General features: G+C 38.0%; 19 protein-coding genes. 11 read left to right on the top strand and 8 right to left on the bottom strand.

The features are described 5' to 3' along the window. Window positions 1-158: 158 nt before the first annotated feature. From RIV7116_RS00910 to RIV7116_RS00895, 4 genes are all read right to left on the bottom strand, one after another. Window positions 159-2,996: a tetratricopeptide repeat protein gene (locus RIV7116_RS00910; RefSeq protein ID WP_015116373.1), complete on the bottom strand. Its 2,838-nt coding sequence runs from the start codon at window positions 2,994-2,996 to the stop codon at window positions 159-161. Between the two features lie 565 nt (window positions 2,997-3,561). Further along, window positions 3,562-4,962: an NAD(P)(+) transhydrogenase (Re/Si-specific) subunit beta gene (locus tag RIV7116_RS00905; RefSeq protein ID WP_015116372.1), complete on the bottom strand. Its 1,401-nt coding sequence runs from the start codon at window positions 4,960-4,962 to the stop codon at window positions 3,562-3,564. A gap of 171 nt (window positions 4,963-5,133) precedes the next feature. Continuing rightward, window positions 5,134-5,421 (bottom strand): NAD(P) transhydrogenase subunit alpha, encoded by a 288-nt coding sequence (locus RIV7116_RS00900; protein ID WP_015116371.1) that lies wholly within the window; start codon window positions 5,419-5,421, stop codon window positions 5,134-5,136. 226 nt (window positions 5,422-5,647) lie between these two features. Then, a complete protein-coding gene (locus tag RIV7116_RS00895; protein WP_015116370.1) occupies window positions 5,648-6,808 on the bottom strand; it encodes a Re/Si-specific NAD(P)(+) transhydrogenase subunit alpha in 1,161 nt (386 codons plus the stop codon). A 980-nt stretch (window positions 6,809-7,788) separates the two neighbouring features. On the opposite strand from RIV7116_RS00895, the gene RIV7116_RS00890 reads away from it, so the two are divergent. The 7 genes from RIV7116_RS00890 (at window position 7,789) to RIV7116_RS00865 (ending at window position 11,992) form a co-directional block, all read left to right on the top strand. After that, the gene (locus RIV7116_RS00890) at window positions 7,789-8,313 is read left to right on the top strand and encodes a DUF2808 domain-containing protein (protein ID WP_015116369.1); all 525 of its coding nucleotides are present in this window, start codon (window positions 7,789-7,791) and stop codon (window positions 8,311-8,313) included. 185 nt (window positions 8,314-8,498) lie between these two features. Then, window positions 8,499-8,633, top strand: coding sequence for a 50S ribosomal protein L34 (gene rpmH / locus RIV7116_RS34625; RefSeq protein WP_015116368.1), 135 nt, complete (start codon window positions 8,499-8,501; stop codon window positions 8,631-8,633). A 35-nt stretch (window positions 8,634-8,668) separates the two neighbouring features. Next, complete coding sequence (rnpA, locus tag RIV7116_RS00885) at window positions 8,669-9,091, top strand: ribonuclease P protein component (protein WP_015116367.1); 423 nt, start codon at window positions 8,669-8,671, stop codon at window positions 9,089-9,091. Beyond that, window positions 9,078-9,470, top strand: coding sequence for a PH domain-containing protein (locus RIV7116_RS00880; protein WP_015116366.1), 393 nt, complete (start codon window positions 9,078-9,080; stop codon window positions 9,468-9,470). The genes rnpA and RIV7116_RS00880 overlap by 14 nt, the downstream gene beginning before the upstream one ends. Before the next feature lie 252 nt (window positions 9,471-9,722). Continuing rightward, a complete protein-coding gene (gene yidC, locus RIV7116_RS00875; protein ID WP_015116365.1) occupies window positions 9,723-10,877 on the top strand; it encodes a membrane protein insertase YidC in 1,155 nt (384 codons plus the stop codon). Beyond that, window positions 10,877-11,392 carry a R3H domain-containing nucleic acid-binding protein gene (locus RIV7116_RS00870; protein WP_015116364.1) on the top strand — a complete coding sequence of 172 codons (516 nt, stop codon included), beginning with the start codon at window positions 10,877-10,879 and terminating at the stop codon, window positions 11,390-11,392. Before yidC ends, RIV7116_RS00870 begins: the two co-directional genes overlap by 1 nt. 96 nt (window positions 11,393-11,488) lie before the next feature. Beyond that, window positions 11,489-11,992 (top strand): DUF177 domain-containing protein, encoded by a 504-nt coding sequence (locus tag RIV7116_RS00865; RefSeq protein ID WP_015116363.1) that lies wholly within the window; start codon window positions 11,489-11,491, stop codon window positions 11,990-11,992. A 170-nt stretch (window positions 11,993-12,162) separates the two neighbouring features. On the opposite strand, the gene RIV7116_RS33550 is transcribed toward RIV7116_RS00865, so the two are convergent. Further along, on the bottom strand, window positions 12,163-12,717 hold the full coding sequence (locus tag RIV7116_RS33550; RefSeq protein ID WP_015116362.1) for a hypothetical protein: 555 nt from the start codon (window positions 12,715-12,717) through the stop codon (window positions 12,163-12,165). A 358-nt stretch (window positions 12,718-13,075) separates the two neighbouring features. On the opposite strand from RIV7116_RS33550, the gene RIV7116_RS00855 reads away from it, so the two are divergent. The 3 genes from RIV7116_RS00855 to RIV7116_RS00850 all read left to right on the top strand — a co-directional run bounded on the left by RIV7116_RS00855 (window position 13,076) and on the right by RIV7116_RS00850 (window position 14,875). Next, window positions 13,076-14,005, top strand: a complete 930-nt coding sequence (locus RIV7116_RS00855; protein ID WP_044290701.1) for a DUF4922 domain-containing protein — start codon at window positions 13,076-13,078, stop codon at window positions 14,003-14,005. Between the two features lie 159 nt (window positions 14,006-14,164). Continuing rightward, complete coding sequence (locus tag RIV7116_RS34620) at window positions 14,165-14,332, top strand: Nuclease A inhibitor-like protein (RefSeq protein WP_015116360.1); 168 nt, start codon at window positions 14,165-14,167, stop codon at window positions 14,330-14,332. A 75-nt stretch (window positions 14,333-14,407) separates the two neighbouring features. Continuing rightward, window positions 14,408-14,875 (top strand): MarR family winged helix-turn-helix transcriptional regulator, encoded by a 468-nt coding sequence (locus RIV7116_RS00850; RefSeq protein ID WP_015116359.1) that lies wholly within the window; start codon window positions 14,408-14,410, stop codon window positions 14,873-14,875. A gap of 28 nt (window positions 14,876-14,903) precedes the next feature. Here RIV7116_RS00850 and RIV7116_RS00845 read toward each other — a convergent pair whose 3' ends face one another. Then, window positions 14,904-15,602, bottom strand: a complete 699-nt coding sequence (locus RIV7116_RS00845; RefSeq protein WP_015116358.1) for a tetratricopeptide repeat protein — start codon at window positions 15,600-15,602, stop codon at window positions 14,904-14,906. A 162-nt stretch (window positions 15,603-15,764) separates the two neighbouring features. Here RIV7116_RS00845 and RIV7116_RS00840 point away from each other — a divergent pair, with 162 nt between their 5' ends. Continuing rightward, window positions 15,765-16,523, top strand: coding sequence for an SDR family NAD(P)-dependent oxidoreductase (locus tag RIV7116_RS00840; protein WP_015116357.1), 759 nt, complete (start codon window positions 15,765-15,767; stop codon window positions 16,521-16,523). Between the two features lie 175 nt (window positions 16,524-16,698). Here the strand turns inward: RIV7116_RS00840 and RIV7116_RS00835 are convergent, their stop codons facing one another. Then, window positions 16,699-17,181: a DUF4365 domain-containing protein gene (locus RIV7116_RS00835; protein WP_015116356.1), complete on the bottom strand. Its 483-nt coding sequence runs from the start codon at window positions 17,179-17,181 to the stop codon at window positions 16,699-16,701. Between the two features lie 244 nt (window positions 17,182-17,425). After that, window positions 17,426-19,396, bottom strand: a complete 1,971-nt coding sequence (gene acs, locus RIV7116_RS00830; RefSeq protein ID WP_015116355.1) for an acetate--CoA ligase — start codon at window positions 19,394-19,396, stop codon at window positions 17,426-17,428. Window positions 19,397-19,668 lie beyond the last annotated feature (272 nt).

Raw genomic sequence — 19,668 nt, 5'->3', positions numbered from 1 at the left:
TGGGAATAGGGCATTGGGCATTGGGAATAGTTAAACAATTAGCAACCAAGATACTTTCGCTACAAATACTGCCTTCCCCCTCTTCCCCCTCTAATTCCATAGATAATCTTCTAACATCAAAGAAATTTAGAAATTTTCTCCCCCTTTTCCCTCTCTCTTCAATTTTTCTCTTGCAATCGACTTAAGTTGCTTTCCACTATCTTCGTGTAGACATGATTGTCCCCTAAAACTTGTTGGCAAATATCTAAGGCTTGATGAAAAATAGGCTCGGCTTTTTTACTAAGTCCGAGACATTGATACATTTGCGCTAAATTATTAAGAGTAGTGGCAGTGTGGGGATGCATTTCTCCAAAGTTTTTGTAGCAGATTTCTAATGCTTGTTGTAGAAGAGGCTCTGCTTGCTGATATTTTTCCATACAGCAGTACAAGGCTGCCAAACTATTAATGCTATTAGCGGTGATGGGATGTTTTTTTCCGAAAGTTGCACAACGGATTTGCAGCGCTTGTTTAAAATAAACTTCTGCGGTGTAGTAGCGCTTTTGATTTTTGTAAATTAATCCTAAGTTGTGGAAAGTTTCAGCGGTTTGGGGATGCTGTTGGCTCAGATACCTACAATTAATTTGTAAGGCTTGTTGTAATAAGTGTTCTGAAAAAGCATACTTACCTTGTTGAAGAAGTAAGCATCCTATTTTATTCAGCCTATCAGCAACAGCAGGGTTTTCTTCAAAATTACTAATTTCCATGTTGGCATGGCGGCGCTGTGTAAGAATGTCTACTGTATCGTATTCGCCACGAATGCGTGAGAAGTTAATTATAGCAGCAATTAGCTGTAGAGTTCGAGGGTGTGTCAAACCAAAGTTAATTTCGGCGATTTCTAAGCTTTTGTTGTACTCTTCATAAGCTTGGTGATATGCGAAATAACCGATATTTTGGTAAATATTGCCTAACATTCCGTGACAATAAATGGCTAATGGATGATTTTCATCAGCTATATCGTTCAAAACCTGCTTAAAAAGCTTTTCCGCTGCATGATAATTTTTAGCGATCGCGTTTAGCCAGCCAAGTGTAAACTTTGTTTGAGCAAGTTTAATTTCAACATTTTGGTGGGATGCAAATATTTGTAAAGCTTGTTGAGTAAGCTCTAATGCTCGAACATGAAATCCCTCAATCACAGCAATCAGAGCCTGAAGATTTAAGACTTCTGCTATTTCGAGAGAATTTTGATTTAGTTGAGTGGTGCGGATAGCTAAAGCCTTTTTTGCAGCATCATTAGCATCTGAAGTGCATTGAAGTTTTACATAACAAGCTGCAAGCTGCAATTGTACATTTGAAAATGCGAGACTATCTTGAAGCTTTTCTGCTTCCCATAATTTTTGTGCTGTCTGTAGCGCAGTCACAGCTTGTTGATAATCTCCTAAAGCATAAAGAGATTCACCTAGTAGACTAAAAGCCAAAGCATTGTTTTGGTACCTAAGCAAAATTTTCAGTGCAAAAACAGTGAAATCATGTTTACCTGCTTTCTGCTGTAATTTAACTTTTGCCAAAAACCAGCTAACAACTTTCTGCTGTTGTCTACTTTTTAAACCGTATTCAAGCAACTTGATTAAGGCACTAAGCTGTAATTCAGATTGTTGATATTCTGCTTGATTATATTCAAACAACCAATTATTAACAGATTGCTGTAAATTATCTGGTTGATTTCTGTGCAAATATTCTCCGACAATTGGGTGTAGGCTCCATCCTTCTGGATTTGATTCTACAAAAGGAGATTTGACAACTCTATGAAGCAGTTTGTCCCAACAATCACATATCCAATCACAGCTAGCAATATCAAATTGACTCATTAATTTTGCAAATAGCACTTCATCCCAACTACGACAGTTAGATAAAACCTGCCAGATTCTTCGTTCATACCAATCCCAAGTTGCACTTAGTTTGGGTAGAATTTCTGAAATATTACTAGCAATATTTTTAACTTGTGCGGCTTTTTGCTTTGTCAAATTAAGGTAAGTTTCTATTCCTAAGTGCAAATACAAAGGAATACCTTCAGATGCTTGAATAATTTGTTGTGCAATCTCGTCATTCTCAACGCCGAGTTTTTGGATGATTACTTGCGATTCAGCATTAGTCAAATTCGGTATCGGAATATGTTGGGTATTAGTTGTTGCATCAACCGTTTTTTCTGCAAAAATTACCCACAATATAGAAGGAATTAGTGGAATTATATCCTTCAACCAGTTGTGATTTTCTTGGTAAGTATTTAAATATTCATAGTTGTCGATGAATACTACTGCTTTTTGCTGAGTATTTTGAAAGTGTGCCTGTAAATCTCGCCCTAGAAATAAAGGTAGTAATTTCAGAATATCGCTGAGGCTTGCACAATCTTTCAACTCTTGTAAATTTTGACTACCTTTGAGCTTCCACCATTGACGTATTTCTTGGTTTTGCTGGATAAAAAACCAACTCAAGGCAGCATATATTTGACTACCATCAAATTCTGGCTGCCATTTCTGCTGACTTTGATAATTACCTAAACATTTGGTAGCTTCTAATAATAAAGGAAATTGGTATAATCCTTTCTTGACTATTTCAATGATTTGCAAAACCTGGCTTTTTTGAATAACTTTCGTGGATAAATCCACATCTGTCGAATTGTTCGCTAAAGCACCATACAACAAGTAAGCAATATCAAAGCAACTCAAATCAGAATTATCTTTGAGCAATTTATTTCGCAACTTAAGTAAAATCGCATTTACGGGATTCGCTCTTACACAATTATTAAGATTTTCTTCTCCGAGAACAGCAACTGTGCTATTTGATAAATGTTGTGTTATCTTTGTGCGTAAAGACTTAGAAATACTTGATTTTCCAATTCCTGACTGTCCGTAAAGAACCACTGCATTAATAGAATTATCTTCATCATTTATAATTCCAAATAGCCGTTCTTCTACGTACTTTTGCCGATCAACTATTTCTCCGTACTTCCTCTGCAACATGATTTTGATTTACTTTGAAAAGTAATAATTACTCGTAACGCTCCAACAAACTAAACTCCGAAAATTTCAGACACGAAAACTACGTTCTTCATTTTTTACAAAAGAACGTTTTAGCGATATCGATAGCTTTTTTTGGACAGAATTGCTTAAACCTGAAAGCTAAATACTGAGTATGAATCTGAATTTACACATTGCTGCTGAAAATAAACTAGCCGTTAGCTAAGTCAAGAAAACAATTTTGACTTACCAACTTAAGTAATTTAATTTTTAGAATGCATTTGGGTACTAAAAAAGATAAGTTGACAACAATCTTAGTTATCTTTTCTACATATAGCAGTCCTGATATAAACTAGTATAAATTAACTCTATCGTATCAGTTGTATATCCCCATAAACTTTATGTAATGTAAATACAAATTTCATTAAATTTAGGTATTGACCATATAATTAAATGTGTATCGTAATCTGATATATAAAGTTTCAAATTAATACTAATACAAAGAAACCCGGTTGATAAAAACCGGGTTATTAAATAATTAAGAATGTTTTAAACCAGAGGTTTAATTTTACAACTGCTTCACTTCAGCCACTAACTTACCTACCATGTCTTTAGCACTACCAAAAAGCATGGAAGTTTTGTCTTTATAGAATAAGCCATTATCAACACCAGCAAAACCTTTGCTCATACCGCGCTTGATTACAATCGCTTGCTTTGCTCTATCCACTTCTAAAATAGGCATTCCATAAATTGGACTATTTTGATCGCTTTTTGCTGCTGGATTAACCACATCGTTAGCCCCAATAATTAAAGCAACATCAGTTTGTTCAAATTGGGGATTGACATCTTCCATATCTTGAAGCTGCTCGTAAGGTACGTTGGCTTCAGCAAGCAATACATTCATATGCCCGGGCATTCTTCCAGCTACAGGGTGAATCGCATACTTTACATCTACACCCATACGTTCCAATTGATCTGCCAATTCGCGAACGCCATGCTGTGCTTGAGCAACAGCCATACCGTAACCGGGAACAATTACCACGGAGCGAGCATAACCTAGCATCATCGCACATTCTTCTGGATCGACGCTGCGAACTGTTCCTTCGGTTGTACCGCCACCAGCAGCACCACCACCAGTAGCTCCACCAAAAGCGCCGAATAGCACGCTAAACAAAGAGCGGTTCATTGCCTTACACATAATTTGTGTAAGTATCAAACCACTAGCTCCCACCAAAGCACCGGCGATGATTAACATATTGTTCATCACCACAAAACCAGCAGCAGCAGCAGCCAAACCAGAAAGCGAGTTCAACAGCGAAATTACCACCGGCATATCGCCACCACCGATAGGGATAACGAATAATACACCTAAAAGTAATGAAATGCCGACTATTCCTAAAAATATGGGTAGATTATAGGGATTTACAATTAAAAATCCACTGCCAACTACATAACCAACTAACAGTAAAATATTAAAAGGCTGTTGCAAAGGATAAGTAATCGGCGAACCCTTGAGAATACCTTGCAGCTTAGCAAAGGCAATGGTACTACCTGTAAAAGTGATACCGCCGATAAACACATCCAGCAGCATCGAAATATTTACATCCAAACCAATTGGCTGATTGGAGTCGAGCAACCGCCAAAACTCAGCAACTGCTACTAAAGCAGAAGCAGAACCCCCCAAACCATTAAGTAAACCTACCATTTGGGGCATTTGCGTCATCTGCACCGTATAAGCAGCGATCGCACCAATAGCGGAACCAATTGCTAAACCCAGCAGAATCATTTGATAATTCAACACCTGCTGATTTAAGAGAGTTGCAACAATTGCCAACAACATCCCCACAGCAGCCATTACATTACCATTTCGCGCCGTAGCAGGAGAACCTAACTTCTTTAAGCCCAGAATAAACAAAGACGCAGCAACCAAATAAGTTATCTGAATACCAGTTGGCAGAAAATCGCTCATAAAATTTGATAGTTGATAATTGATAGTTGATGATCCACACCCGACCGGTGAAAGTTGTTAGTTGATGGTTGATGGTTGATAGTTGTTAGTTGTTAGTTGATGATCCACACCCTTTGGTGAAAGTTAAATCTAACCACTAACCACTAACTACTAACCACTAACCACTAATAACTAACTTGCTTTCTTTTTAAACATTTGCAGCATTCTATCGGTAACTAAAAAACCACCGACAACGTTAATAGTTGCAAGAGTTACGGCAATCAAACCAAGAGTTACCGATAAACTTGATTCCTTTGCACCAGCGGCAACAATTGCCCCAAGTACGGCAATTCCAGAAATTGCATTAGAACCAGACATCAAAGGCGTATGCAAAGTTGGCGGTACTTTATTAATAACTTCAAAACCAGTAAAAGAAGCCAACACAAATACAAACAAAGCAGCAATTAATGCTTCTGTCATCTCAAAAAAACTCCCATAATCAGTGAACAGCGAACAGTGAGCAGTTATCAGTACTTCAGTTACCAATTACCAATTAATAATTATTAGTTAATTAAGATATCGGATTAATTAAATGAATAGTTGGTAATTAAATATTCATTCTTAATTCCAACCGAATATAATCAACCATTAAAATCAATGACTAATTATTTTTCATTGATAATTGATAATTGATAATTGTTCATTGTTAACTGTTAACCGTCAAAGCTTGTAAAGCATCTTTGACTCGTTGATTGCGAATTTCACCACTATGGGTGACGCAAGCAGCATTGACAATATCGTCTTCAAAATTTAAATTCAAAGCGTTGTCTTTTGTCAGTAGTTTCATCAAGGAAACAAGATTCTTAGAATACAACTGACTGGCGTGAACTGGCACTGACGATGGTAAGTTGACTGGCCCAATAATTGTTACGCCGTTTTTAACTACATTGCCACCAGGCTCTGTATAAGCTGCATTACCGCCTTGATCTGCGGCTAAATCGACGATTACCGCACCGGGCTTCATTTCGGCAATCATTTCTTCTGTAACCAATCGAGGCGCTTTTCTACCCGGAACTTGAGCAGTTGTAATTACTACATCAGCATTTTTTACCCGGTCGTTAACAGCTTCTTGAGTTTTCCTCTTACTCTCTTCAGAAATCTCTTTAGCGTAACCCCCGGCTGTAGCTGTTTCTTCGTCTAACTTAACTTCAACGAATTTCGCCCCCAAACTTTGTACTTCTTCTTTAACAGCAGGGCGAATATCAAAAGCTTCTACCATTGCTCCCAAACGTCTTGCAGTGGCGATCGCCTGTAAACCAGCGACACCAGCACCCATGACAAAAACTTTTGCAGGAGCAATGGTACCGGCTGCTGTTGTCAGCATGGGAAAATATTTTGGCAGTGCCTCGGCGGCGATTAATACCGATTTATAACCGGCAATGGAAGCTTGGGAAGATAAAGCGTCCATACTTTGCGCCCTAGTGGTGCGAGGAATCATTTCCATGCTGAAAGCAGTTACTTTGCGTTGCGCTAGCTGCTCGGCAACTGATGGATTTGCTAAAGGATTAAGAAATCCGATGAATACGCTGCCTTCCTTTAATAAATCAACTTCCGTGCCGCCCTCTTCCCGTTGTTGTGGGGGACTGACTTTGAGCAGAATATCTGCTTCACCCCATAATTTTGCAGTATCAGAAATAACTGTTGCTCCTGCCGTTTCATAATCAGAATCGTTAAACAATGCTTTTTCTCCAGCACCCGATTCTATCCATATTTCAAAGCCTTGTTTCACCAACTTTGAAACAACATCTGGAATTAATGCTACACGACGCTCGCTAGCTTCTATTTCTTTCGCAACTGCGATTCTCATGAATTCTCCTAATCGTTAGTTTTGTTTGTAGAAACTGTGAAAATATCTTTAAGTAGAGCGATAAACTGACTGGTAGCTTATCCACTGCGATTGCTTATTGTTGGCAACTAAGAGGTTTGGCAGTTAGGACTAGGATTACATTTAGCGACGAAAACCGAATAAAGCCTTTTTTTTGACCTTAGAAGGTTGATAATCAGACTTAGTTATTGTTCATCCTAAGTCGATTCCCAAATTTTTCAGTCCTATCTTTAACTTTTTTTCGGGATTGAACAATAACAATTTTACTTGTTTGCCGATGAAAAATTTTAATTCCCTATGCTAGTGTCTATAATTGGTAAAAACTTCGATTGCTTAATAATATTTTAATAATAATTTAAATATATTATTGTACGCTTTCAATTTTAATTGCAAAAACAAGCAAATAAGTAGCAATCATGTTGTTAAATGAGTCCCGTCTAACAAAACTTGTCTTTCTGAAGATAGCGTAATTTTGTTGATAATTGTAGAGTTTAATATTTCAATTTTTTTTACGAAATACTGCATTGTCGAAACAGTTATACATATTTAGAAACACTATCAAATTTTCATCACATCGCGATTAGTCTTAAACTTTAGTTAACTACCTATAAAGGAAAAAGTATTTTTATATTTAACTAATTAGTAAAAGTTTGTTTGCATTTAGCAGAACTTACACAATTAACAAATTATTTCTTGTAGGGGATGCAAAATGCATTGTAGATTTTATTGCCTTGATGCGAAACTTTTAGGGATTTTTAACGTCAGATTAAAGCTTGTGCGATCGCGCACAAACTGAGTATTACGACAACATCAGAATCCCTCAAAATGCGTGCAACCACTTATGTAGACACTTTTTGTAAGCAAGTTACGTCCAGTATTTAGGATTCAGTAGTAAAGTTTAGTTACGAGCGTTAACTTCGTACTGCCTTCATACATTAATTTTTGCCAGAGGAGTGATTACTATGCGACGTTTACTTTCTGCTGTAGCCGTAAGTGGCTTTTTGCTCGCAGGAGTGCCAGCTATTACCACCGCACAAGGTTTGCCGGGATTAACTTTGTTTAGCGGTGTCAAAAGCGAAAATCAGCTATCATACCGATTAGACTTTGGCGGACAAACCCGCGATTGGGATAGATACCGCTTAAGAATTCCTGGTAAAAAATTAAAGATGGCGGTTGAAAAGTTCGTTATTGCTTATCCAGATTATTACGACGGAGAATTCGATACAGACGAAATTGAAATCAAAGTAGGGCGAGGTAAAGGTAAAAAAGTAAAGGTATCGGAAGTTAAATGGGATAAAGAAGGGAAAGTGATTGAAATTATTCCCGAAAAACCCATCCCCGCAGGAAAGAGTACCGAATTGATTTTATCAAACGTAGAAAACCCAGATTTTCCCGGAACCTTCTATTTCAATTGTTTAATTCAATCCCCTGGTGATAAAACAGCGCTAACCCGCTATGTAGGAACTTGGATTATCGGTATTAACTAAAATATTTGGGCATGAGGCATTGGGAGTAGCGAGTAGTTAAAAGTTAATTTTTTCTACCCCCTCTCCCCACTCTTCCCCCTCTCCCCCCTCCTATTTCCCTTATTCGATAAATATTTACCTTTTAAAAATTCGATGGTATAATAACGGATTGTAATTTTTTATTAAGTCGCCAGGAAGGAAAATTTATGAAAAGGACATTAGGCGGCACTTGCCGTAAGAGAAAAAGAACATCTGGGTTTCGTGCAAGAATGCGGACTCCGGATGGTAGAAACGTGATTAGAGCTAGAAGAAAGAAAGGTCGTCATCGTTTAAGCGTTTAAGAGGGATATGCGTAGCGTGTAGCGAGGATTTGACATTGGCTTTGCCGTCTGCAAATCGACTTAAATCCCGACACGATTTTAGGGCAGTTTTCCGAGAAGGATTTCGCTGTCATGGTTCGTACATGACTCTTAGAGCATTAAAACCGCGTCATGGTAAGTTGCCTTCTTCGGATACTCCCGGCGAAAACGACCAAGAAAACAAGCCAGCAAGTGTTACTCCGCCGCGAATTGGTATATCTATTAGCACCAAAGTTAGCAAAAAAGCTGTAATTCGCAATCGATTGAAACGGCAAATTGCAGCTGCTTTATATGAATTATTACCTAAATTAGCCCCTGAATGGCGATTAGTAGTAGTTGTAAAACCAACAGCCGCGCAACAAGAGTGCGGAAGCAAACAATTTCTGCAAGAATTAGAGCAGTTGTTGGTAAAAGCCGAGGTCATTAATGGGCATTCGTGAAGAAGTTTACTATGAAGGTGGTCCTCATATTGGGGATTTGATTATAGGTATACTGATTGGTCTTACTATTGTTGGTTTACCTTTAGCCGTTGGTGCTTTTGTAAGGGCGCTGTGGCTGCGTTACCGTATCACCGATAGACGTATATCTGTAACTGGTGGTTGGATGGGACGCGATCGTTCGGACATAATTTACTCGGAAATCGTAAAGATAGCTAAGGTTCCCCGTGGTATTGGCTTATGGGGTGATATGGTATTAACCCTTAGAGATGGTAGTCGTTTAGAATTAAGAGCGGTTCCTAAGTTCCGGGAAACTTACAATTATATTTCTCAACAGGTAGCTGCTAGAAATCCCAAATTTGCGGATGCTGCGAAACAGTAAGTTATCGCATGGTACTTGCTTCAATCGTAGATTTTTGGTCAAGATGAATCAATTCAAAATACAAAATACAAATTTAAAAATAATTTTTAATTTTTAGTTTTGAATTGGTGCTATCTCTATCTATTCACCGATTCCACTATCGGTATTTGAAAAATGTGCGGCTATCCGTAGGATAGCTAGTCGCATTTTTAATGGGGATTTCGATAAATTAGATTCAGTTAATTTAGTGTCGCTCAGGTTGAATTCAAAATAATGGACTTTGGTATTGGGTTCCTCTCGAACAATGTAATGCTGCCAATCATAGACTTGTTCTATAGCATTGTGCCGAGCTATGGATTGGCGATTATTGCCTTAACGTTAATCATCCGCTTCTCACTTTATCCTCTGAGTGCTGGCTCAATACGCAATATGCGGAAGATGAAGATTGTACAGCCGGTGATGCAAAAGCGGATGGCGGAAGTCAAAGAAAAATATAAAGACGATCCGCAGAAGCAACAAGAAGAAATGATGAGCGTTCAAAAGGAATTCGGCAATCCACTGGCTGGTTGCGCTCCTTTGATTTTGCAAATGCCCGTATTGCTAGCACTTTTCGCAACATTGCGGGGTTCGCCTTTCGCGACTGCGAACTACAACGTTAACCTACAAATTTTACCTAGCGAACAAATCGAACGAATTCAACCAGCTGCGTTTGCCACAAAACCTTCCAGCATCTATGTTGATGAAGGCGAACGGATTAAAGTCGCTGCAATTCTTCCTGGAGGAAACAAGCTGGCTGTAGGAGAACACACCAAGCTGCAATATCAAACGGTTGATGGTAAGCCGTTTGAAGAGATATTGGAGCAACACCCAGATAATCAGAGCAAGTTACTTCCTCAATGGAAAATAACTAAAGGGGCAGAACGGATAAGTGTTGATGCCGAAGGTAATATAGAAGCGCTACAGCCGGGAGATGTAACCATCCAAGGGAATATTCCCGGATTGGCAGCAGACACCGGATTTTTGTTTATTGACGCTTTGGGTAGAGTTGGTGCATTTGATGACGATGGTACAATCCATTGGGATATTGTCTCAATGATTGGATTATTCGGCGTTTCCCTTTATGTAAGCCAATTACTTAACACGCAAGGCAATGCAGGTGGAGGCAATTCACAGCAGGATACAGTAAATAAAATTACTCCTATTCTATTTTCCGGGATGTTTTTATTCTTCCCCTTACCTGCTGGGGTTTTGATGTATATGGTAATTGGTAACATTTTCCAAACCCTACAAACCTACATCCTTTCCAAAGAAGCTTTACCCGAAGAAGTGCAAAAGATTGTAGATGCACAGGAAAAAGAAGCTTTAAGCGCAGAAGCAAAAGCGCTACCGTTTGAACCAAAAAGTACTAAAAAGAAAGCAACAAGCTGATGATGAGCGATACTCGGATGCAACGTGGCGAGCAGTGGTTAAAAGAACTGCTGCAATTATCTGGGTTCTCTGTGGAGATTAAAGGCGATAAAGAGGAAAACACCTTGGGAGAAAAAGATCCACTTTCTCTTAACAGCTATTGGTTGACAATTGAGGAATCCAATTTAACCGAAAATCAAATCCAAGTTTTGATTGGACGCGATGGTAAAGCACTAGATGCAATGCAGTATCTAGCAAATTCAATTCTTAACTTAAATCAAGAATCGAACGAGCAAGCATCCTATACAGTAGAATTAAACGGCTATCGCGTTCGCAGGTTAGCCGAAATTCGCAACATGATAGAAGAAGTAGTTGATAGAGTCCGCAATACCGGACAACAAGTGGAGGTAAAATCTCTTAGTTCAGCCGAACGTCGTCAAGTCCACACTTTATTAAAGGGCTTTGAAGATTTAGAAAGCTTCAGCCAAGGTAAAGAACCACATCGCCATCTGGTTGTACGTCCTTTCTCATGGTAAGTGAAAGCTGAGGTTTGGGGTATAAAAAGGAATATCTAAAAATATATTCCCAAACCTTCTTTCCACAAGCATTATTTTAGATAAACGGTGAATAGTATGGACGCAATTTATATTCCCCAGCTTGCTCAAGCGTCAAAACCGATAGAAGATATAGAAGTAAAAGAATTCTTACCCGAATTACAAACCTTAACACCAGTTCGCGGCAATCTTCGAGTCGAACATCGCGGTAATTTTTTAGAAGTAACCGCAAAAGCTGAAACAATAATGACTTTAACCTGCAACCGTTGTTTACAACAGTACAATCATCGCGTTCTGGTTAATACTTCAGAAATAATTTGGTTGGATGAAGTTGCTGAGGTTGAAGAAGAATTTCTTGCAGAAAGAGAAGTTGCTTTAGATGAGTTGGTAGAAACTTTATCGCCATATGGATACTTTCATCCCAGCATGTGGTTATACGAGCAAATGTGTTTGGAAATTCCCCAACGTCAGTTATGCGACAAAGACTGTCCGGGAATCGAACAAAATCGAGATGCTAAACCAGAAGATAAACCAATTGATAGCCGTTGGGCTTCTTTACAATCTTTAAAAAAGCAATTGTAATGAAGAATATGAATTCTAATAATTGCTGCTTTTATAAATCCGGTTTGTTGAGAAAACCGGGTTTTTTAATAGATATAATATTTTAGTTTTTTAGTATAATTCTTCCCTTCTCCGCTGACTTGGAGAGGGGTGAGGTAATAATGTATTCTACTAAAATTAAATTCGCTATATTATTTAATTTCCGTAGCTAGCTCATAAGTAGCATTACCACGAGTTCCACCTACTACTATTTGATAATCTCCATTTTGAGGAAGTTTTCCGCTCCAGTTTTTTGTTTCTTGCTGCAATATTTGACCATTGGGAGAAATCACGTCAAATACAGCGTTGTCTTCTAAAGATGCTATATTCAAATTCATTTGCTGCCCTGTATTTGCACCCAGTAGATAAATATCGCGAGTTCCTCTAACAACGGAATCTTTAACAGTTTTAGAACTAGTACCTATATCAAACTTGATTCTTATTGTTCTGTTACCACGATTATCGTCGTAGGTAGCAGAATTATTTGTTTGATTTGAAGCTGTTTTTGCTGGTTTTGATGTAGATACAGGAACTTCCGGAGTTTCCGCAGTTGTGGAAAGTGGTTGGGAAATTTGAGTTTCTTGATTATTCTGGCTTGTAGTTTCTACTGGTGCTAGTGTTTCCGTATTCGCATTATCTTGTCCGCAACCTGTTAAGTTAAATAATGCAATTATTATTGCTCCAGAAAATAATAGTTTATTTTTCATTTTTTGATAGTTTAATTTGAATTAATAAATAATAAAACAATCTGACTCTAGATATTCCGTAAAATATTGAAGATAATCGGAAAAATATATTTTTAATTTTATTGCTACAAACTTATCGAATATTTGTCAAAAAGTCATACTTATTGAAAAGTAAAGTATACTAATAACTTAATTAAGCTTAATTCATTCAAACGAATTAAATTTAATGTAGGATTATATATTGAAGATATTTAGAGAGCATCCCAAGGCAGGAAAATTTACTAAGATTTAGACTGTCATTACCCTCGCAATGACAAGATATGTGTTTAAACATTTGGGATGCTCCCGATATTTGTTTGATTATTCAATTAATAAAAATATGTCAGACACTCAATCAGCGAACCAAGAATTATTATTGAAACCCGGTACCCTATGGACAAGAATTCAAGAACAAACTCAACACGGGCTTGAATGTGGTGCTTTGCAGTCGATAGCTACCGATTACGAATTTGTAGAACAAAATGGAGTAAATTTTTTAGTTAGAATTTTATCTAATTTAACTCGTAAAGACGAAGCGAAAAAGAAGCAGGATAAAGCAGCTAAAAAAGGCAAGGATTTCAATCCTTTTCTTCCTTACGAACAAGATTTATTTGTGAGCGATATTTCTCAAACGCATTTATGTTTGTTGAATAAATTTAATGTTGTCGAAAATCACCTGTTAATTGTAACTCGCGAATTTGAAGAGCAGGAAAGTTTGCTTAATTGGCAAGATTTTCAAGCAATGTGGGCTTGTTTAGCTGAAATTGACGGTTTAGCATTTTATAACGGTGGAAAAATTGCTGGTGCTTCTCAACGACACAAGCATTTACAAGTTGTTCCGACTCCACTTGCACCCAATCAAACTGAATCTATTCCAATTGCACCTTTGTTTGCATCTGCTGTATTTGAAGGCGATGTAGGAAGAATTCCAGATTTACCTTTTGTTCACGGTTTTTGTTGGTTTGATGCTAATTTAATTAATTCTATTAATGATGCCGCCCAAACTACTTTAGAGCTTTACTATAAAATACTGAAAGCTGTTGATTTATTTAATCAAGATACAGAAAATAATAATTCTATCGCTTATAACTTTTTAGCAACTAGAGAATGGATGTTTATTGTACCGCGTTCGGAAGAAAATTTTGAATCAATTTCTGTTAATTCTTTGGGGTTTGCCGGTGGTTTATTGGTAAGGAATCAAGAGCAAATGCAAATGTTGAAAGAATGTCAACCTATGGAAATTTTGAAGCGGGTTGGGGTGAGTAAGTAAACCATTAGGAATGGAACAAAATTTATCCCTCAGACTAGAAGTCTGGGGCTAATATTACGAAGCCCACCTTCGTGGGCTTTGTTAGTATAGCCGCAGCCATAAGCGGGTATCGGGTAAAATATTCGTTCAAATGATTTTGATGGTTTTGAGCAACGGCTAATGTATGAAATTGAAAATTTTCTAGAACCTACTCAAAATCTTTCTCAAATATTGCGAAATAATTTGATTAATATCAAAGAATACAAGCTGTTTAATTATGATGTTTATTTGATGGGACAAACAGATTCGGGAGATTGGGCTGGTGTTTGGACACAAGAATTTTTATAACTATTTAAAATCAAATTAATATTCAACTACATATGATGCTAATCTAATCTTACGAGCGCTAAGTAATTTACATCAATGGTTCAAACATCAGATAGTTCCCCTGTATCAGATTCGGCTAAGCAAGAGCGGGCACCTTACAGTATTGACTATAAAATTAAGCTACTAGCACAATTATTATCGCGCAGGTTTAGCGAACATCTCGAACATTTGAAGTTAACTCCTTTTCATTGGATTGTGTTGTGCTGTTTGTGGGAAGAGGATGGTTTACCTACTTCTAGTATTGGAGAAAAACTTAAGCAGGTTGGCGGTACTTTGACTGGTGTTATTGATAGGATGGAAGAAAGAGGTTTGGTACGTCGGGAGCGAAGTTTGCAGGATAGACGAGTTTGGCGGATATGGTTAACAGATGATGGCAAAGAGCTTGAAACTATTTTACCACCTATTATTGAAGAGATTCGACAAGACGCGATGCAGGGTTTTTCAGATAGCGATCGCCAACTTTTTTCACAGTTATTAAATAGAGCCGTTGCAAATTTATCTTAGTTTAACAAAATCAAAATTTATTTAGTTTTCAAGATTTTAAATTAGACAATATTTCTCTAGTTTTATTAATTTGCTGTTGAGTAAAAGCTGCTTTTTTCAAGTGATTTAGAAAAGCAATTTGAGTATATCTGGCATCTAAGTTAATAGCTTGACGATAAACTTGTTGGGCAATAGTTTTATCCTCATTATCCCAATAAGAAATTGCAGCAGCAACTATAGGATGGGGATTATTTGGTTCTAAAATCGCAGCACGGTTAGCGGTTGCAATAGCTAAAGGATAAATTTCTAGTTGATGTAAAGCTAAACTCAAATTGTAAAATGCAATCTCATTTTCCTGGTTAAGAAATGCTGCCCAGGTATGAACTAATACTGCTGCCGGTAAATTTCCGTCTACTAGATAAACAATTCCTAAAGCATTATAAGCTGGTACAAATGAAGGTTTTTGATAAATAGCTTTCAATAAAGATTGTGCTGCTTCTCCTTGTTTACCTGCTAAATGGAAAGTCCAACCTAAATTAACTCTTCCGGGAATGTTTTTAGGTTCTAATTCTACCGACTTTGTCATTGCGGCTATTGCTTTATTGTAATTCCCTTGTTGACGATATTGAAGTCCTAATAATCTATATTCGCTACTAGATTTTGCAGCTAAAGCTGATTGATTTACGATAAAGCAAGTGAAAGATGAAATAATCACGGGAAGAATAATTTTATTGAAAGCAGTCATCATAAAAGCTAAATAAATTAATATTTCCTTGCTAATTGATTAAACTGCATTTATATATTTGTCGAGTACAGTAGGATACTCTTAAGGTAGTGAAAATTATTTTATGAATTTAATTTGAAATTCTCTTCCTTAAAAATAATTTACTAAGCCTAACCAAACTTTTATATGATTGATTTAAGCGGAAAAGTAGTTTTAGTTACAGGAGCTTCATCCGGTATCGGTGCAGTAACTGTAAAAACTTTAGCAAAAGCTGGCGCTGAGGTAATTTTGCATTATGCGAATAATTTAGAAAAAGCACGAGCAGTTGCAGAAAGTATTGAAAGCAATCGCGTTCATTTGTTACAAGCTGATTTTTCTATAGAAAATGCATCTGTAAAATTGTGGCAAGATGCTTTACGTTTAAACGGACATATTGATGTTTTAATTAATAATGCTGGAATAATGCCATTAGCAGGAATCGAATCCGAAATTGATATTTGGACATCAGCTTGGAAAAATACTTTACAGGTAAATTTGATAGCTGTTGCTGATTTATGTAGAGAAGCTATTGGGCATTTTAAGGCTCGTAACGGTGGAATAATTATTAATATTGCCAGTCGCGCAGCATTTCGTGGTGATACACCGGAGTATATGCATTATGCCGCTTCTAAAGGTGGTGTTATTGCTTTAACTCGGAGTATTGCCAGGGGTTTTGGTAAAGATGGTGTTTTAGCCTATAGTGTAGCGCCCGGTTTTGTTCGTACCGAAATGGCGGAGAAATTTATTCAAGATTACGGAGAAGATTTCGTAACTAAAGATATTCCTTTAGGGAAAATAGCACCTCCTCAAGATGTTGCGAATGTCATTGCTTTTTTAGCATCTGGTTTAGCACCACATGCAACTGGTACGACAATTGATATTAATGGTGCTTCTTACGTGCGTTGAGGTTTCAAGTCAGTTATCAGTTAGCAAAATAAAATTGTGAACGTATAGCTAGTAGTTCAATGTTACTGCTACAGCACGGAGAACTACAACATATATTTCAGACTTTTAAACCCCTATCCTATAATAATTTTGACTGCTAACTCCTAATTCCTAATTCCTACTTCCCAACTAAGAATTACTCTTCCTCAGTTTCAACAAACTTGGAATTAAATTTAATTTTTCTTGCTCTATACCAAAAATCATTTACTTCATTCCAAAGATTTCCGCGATTAGGTTTATTGATGGGAAAATCTGTAGGAATGCTTGCAAAAGAACTCAAATCGTCACCATTTGCAGAAACAATGTAACCAGTTTCGTCTTTCTCATCAATTCCTACAATGTAAGTGGGTGCGGGATATGATGACAAACCAGTTATAGATTCTTGAGGAAATTTTACTTTCAAACGTTTATCTTTTTTTGTATATCCTGTTTTTGTACTTTTCAACTGTACGTAGCAAAAAGGAAGAAAATCTTTTTGTCCGATTAATTCGACAATGCAGTCAACATGTGGCAAATCATCTAAAAATCGGACGTTAAAAATAGCTCCATCATCAGAATGAGCTTCTGTCATTAAGGCCACGAAAATATCTTTTACCGATTGTTCTAGTTCATTTGCCATTCTTTTTTTATCTCCCCTTACAACTAATATTGTTTCTAATTTCGCTAGAACTATATATGATACCAAAAAAACTCTGCGTGACTCTGCGGAAAATTCTTTCCCCCAACTGCGTTAACAAACCATTTAAATATTTGTACGTTGAAAATGTCAACAAAATAAAGGCAGGCAGGGATGCTTTGAAGTTTGGGAGAAGAATATCTTCCCCCCAACTTCTCTCTACCCCACAACTAATTAATCCAAAATCCTATGCTTCTCCGCGCAATTTATCCAGTACGCTGATATCTTCCAAAGTCGAAGTATCGCCAGATACTTCTTGCCCTGCCGCAAGATTCCTCAATAAGCGCCGCATAATCTTACCGGAACGGGTTTTTGGTAAAGCATCGGTAAAACGAATTTCACCAGGGCGGGCGATCGCACCAATTTCTCCAACTACGTGTTTTTTCAGTTGTTTATTTAATTCTTCGCTGCCTTCATTCCCGCCTTCTAAAGTCACAAATGCAACAATCTCCTCACCTTTAACTTCATCGGGTTTTCCAACTACGGCTGCTTCAGCGACTGCTGGATGGGAAACAAGGGCAGATTCAACTTCCATCGTACCGAGGCGATGACCAGATATATTTAAGACATCATCTACACGTCCCATTACCCAGAAGTAACCGTCTTCATCTTTCCTTGCACCATCGCCAGCAAAGTAAAGATATTTACCGTCTTTAGGAGCAATATGTTCCCAATAGGTGCGTCGGAAACGGTCTGGATCGCCGTATACTGTTCTCATCATACCGGGCCAAGGATGACGAACTACAAGATATCCACCTTCGTTATTTTTTACTGTATTACCGTCCAAGTCAACGATATCTGCAAGAATACCGGGGAAAGGACGAGTTGCAGAACCGGGTTTGGTAGGAATAGCACCTGGTAAAGGTGTAATCATCACGCCGCCGGTTTCAGTTTGCCACCATGTATCTACAATCGGACATTTTTCGCCGCCGATTACCTGGTGATACCACATCCAAGCTTCCGGGTTAATTGGTTCTCCCACGGTTCCCAACAACCGCAAAGATGATAAATCCCGTGCTTTGGGGTGTTCGTCACCCATTTTGATAAAGGCGCGGATTGCCGTAGGTGCAGTATAGAAAACTGTCACGCCGTACTTTTCGACAACATCCCAAAAACAGCCGGGATTCGATTTACGCGGCGCACCTTCATACATTACCGTGGTTGCACCATTGGAAAGTGGTCCATATACGATATAGCTGTGTCCGGTAATCCAACCTACGTCGGCAGTACACCAATATACGTCTGTATCTTGTAAATCAAATATCCACTTGGTGGTCATGTGGCTGTAAAGGTTGTAGCCACCAGTGGTGTGGACGACACCTTTCGGTTTGCCAGTGCTGCCAGAAGTGTATAAAACAAACAGCACATCTTCAGCATCCATCGGCTCTGCGGGACAATCTGCGGAAACTTCCTTTTGCAAATCGTGCCACCAATAATCCCTTCCCGATTCCATGTGAACATCTTGCTTAGTACGCTGTACCACCAAGACATTTTCTACAGAAGGAGCGGCATTATTTTGTAGCGCCTTATCAACTTGGGGTTTGAGAGGAACAACTGCATCCTTACGAAAACCGCCGTCAGCAGTAATTACCACCTTCGCTTTCGCATCATTGAGTCTATCGCGCAAAGCTTCCGCGCTGAAACCGCCAAACACAACACTGTGAGGTGCGCCAATTCTGGCACAAGCTAACATTGCCACAGCAGCTTCGGGAATCATCGGCATATAAATGCCCACCGTATCGCCTTTTTTTACTCCTAATTGTTTAAGAGCGTTAGCGAATTGACTAACTTCGCGGTGCAACTGTGCGTAAGTGATTGTGCGGGAGTCTCCCGGTTCACCTTCCCAAATAATCGCAGCTTTATTTTTATTAGCAGTAGTAAGATGTCTGTCAAGGCAGTTGTGAGAAATATTAATTTTACCGTTAACAAACCACTTAGCAAAAGGTGGTTGCCAATCTAAAACCGTATCCCACTTTTGAAACCAGTCTAATTCCTTTTCGGCAAGTTCAGCCCAGAAAGCTTCGGGGTTAGCTTTTGCTTTGTCGTAAAGACGCTGATAGTCTTCTAAGCTTTTTATGTGAGCATTTTGTGAGAATTCCTCAGCAGGTGGGAATAAACGTTTCTCTTGCAGAATTGATTCTATATTTACTTCAGCCATAATTTGTAATCAAATTCGTTATAGTTACTGTCTATTGTTAACTGATAATTGTCAGAGAATGTTTAGATTTTTCTTAAGCATAGGAGTTATGACCTATACATCTGAGGCGCATGATAGCAAGTAGTAAGGAAAACGCAAAGTTAACTGATACACATTGATACATTTAGTAAGGTAGGGGGAGAAAGAAGAGAGGGGGTAGAGGGGGAGAAAAATTTGTAGGGTGTGTGACTAGGGAAAAATAGCGCCTTCGATGTATTTGAAGATTTACCGCA

This window comes from Rivularia sp. PCC 7116, assembly GCF_000316665.1.
Lineage (GTDB): Bacteria > Cyanobacteriota > Cyanobacteriia > Cyanobacteriales > Nostocaceae > Rivularia.
Note: the sequence above shows the minus strand (reverse complement) of the source record. Positions and strands in the feature narration are given on the sequence as shown.

Excerpts from the sequence above, each read along its gene's own strand:
- RIV7116_RS00905 (WP_015116372.1), bottom strand. The coding sequence starts at position 4,962 with ATGAGCGATTTTCTGCCAACTGGTATTCAGATAACTTATTTGGTTGCT.
- RIV7116_RS33550 (WP_015116362.1), bottom strand. The coding sequence starts at position 12,717 with ATGAAAAATAAACTATTATTTTCTGGAGCAATAATAATTGCATTATTT.
- RIV7116_RS00890 (WP_015116369.1), top strand. The coding sequence starts at position 7,789 with ATGCGACGTTTACTTTCTGCTGTAGCCGTAAGTGGCTTTTTGCTCGCA.
- RIV7116_RS00835 (WP_015116356.1), bottom strand. The coding sequence starts at position 17,181 with ATGGCAAATGAACTAGAACAATCGGTAAAAGATATTTTCGTGGCCTTA.
- RIV7116_RS00870 (WP_015116364.1), top strand. The coding sequence starts at position 10,877 with ATGATGAGCGATACTCGGATGCAACGTGGCGAGCAGTGGTTAAAAGAA.
- RIV7116_RS00900 (WP_015116371.1), bottom strand. The coding sequence starts at position 5,421 with ATGACAGAAGCATTAATTGCTGCTTTGTTTGTATTTGTGTTGGCTTCT.
- RIV7116_RS34620 (WP_015116360.1), top strand. The coding sequence starts at position 14,165 with ATGTATGAAATTGAAAATTTTCTAGAACCTACTCAAAATCTTTCTCAA.
- RIV7116_RS00895 (WP_015116370.1), bottom strand. The coding sequence starts at position 6,808 with ATGAGAATCGCAGTTGCGAAAGAAATAGAAGCTAGCGAGCGTCGTGTA.
- RIV7116_RS00850 (WP_015116359.1), top strand. The coding sequence starts at position 14,408 with ATGGTTCAAACATCAGATAGTTCCCCTGTATCAGATTCGGCTAAGCAA.
- RIV7116_RS00840 (WP_015116357.1), top strand. The coding sequence starts at position 15,765 with ATGATTGATTTAAGCGGAAAAGTAGTTTTAGTTACAGGAGCTTCATCC.
- rpmH (WP_015116368.1), top strand. The coding sequence starts at position 8,499 with ATGAAAAGGACATTAGGCGGCACTTGCCGTAAGAGAAAAAGAACATCT.
- RIV7116_RS00855 (WP_044290701.1), top strand. The coding sequence starts at position 13,076 with ATGTCAGACACTCAATCAGCGAACCAAGAATTATTATTGAAACCCGGT.
- RIV7116_RS00865 (WP_015116363.1), top strand. The coding sequence starts at position 11,489 with ATGGACGCAATTTATATTCCCCAGCTTGCTCAAGCGTCAAAACCGATA.
- yidC (WP_015116365.1), top strand. The coding sequence starts at position 9,723 with ATGGACTTTGGTATTGGGTTCCTCTCGAACAATGTAATGCTGCCAATC.
- RIV7116_RS00880 (WP_015116366.1), top strand. The coding sequence starts at position 9,078 with ATGGGCATTCGTGAAGAAGTTTACTATGAAGGTGGTCCTCATATTGGG.
- RIV7116_RS00845 (WP_015116358.1), bottom strand. The coding sequence starts at position 15,602 with ATGATGACTGCTTTCAATAAAATTATTCTTCCCGTGATTATTTCATCT.
- RIV7116_RS00910 (WP_015116373.1), bottom strand. The coding sequence starts at position 2,996 with ATGTTGCAGAGGAAGTACGGAGAAATAGTTGATCGGCAAAAGTACGTA.
- acs (WP_015116355.1), bottom strand. The coding sequence starts at position 19,396 with ATGGCTGAAGTAAATATAGAATCAATTCTGCAAGAGAAACGTTTATTC.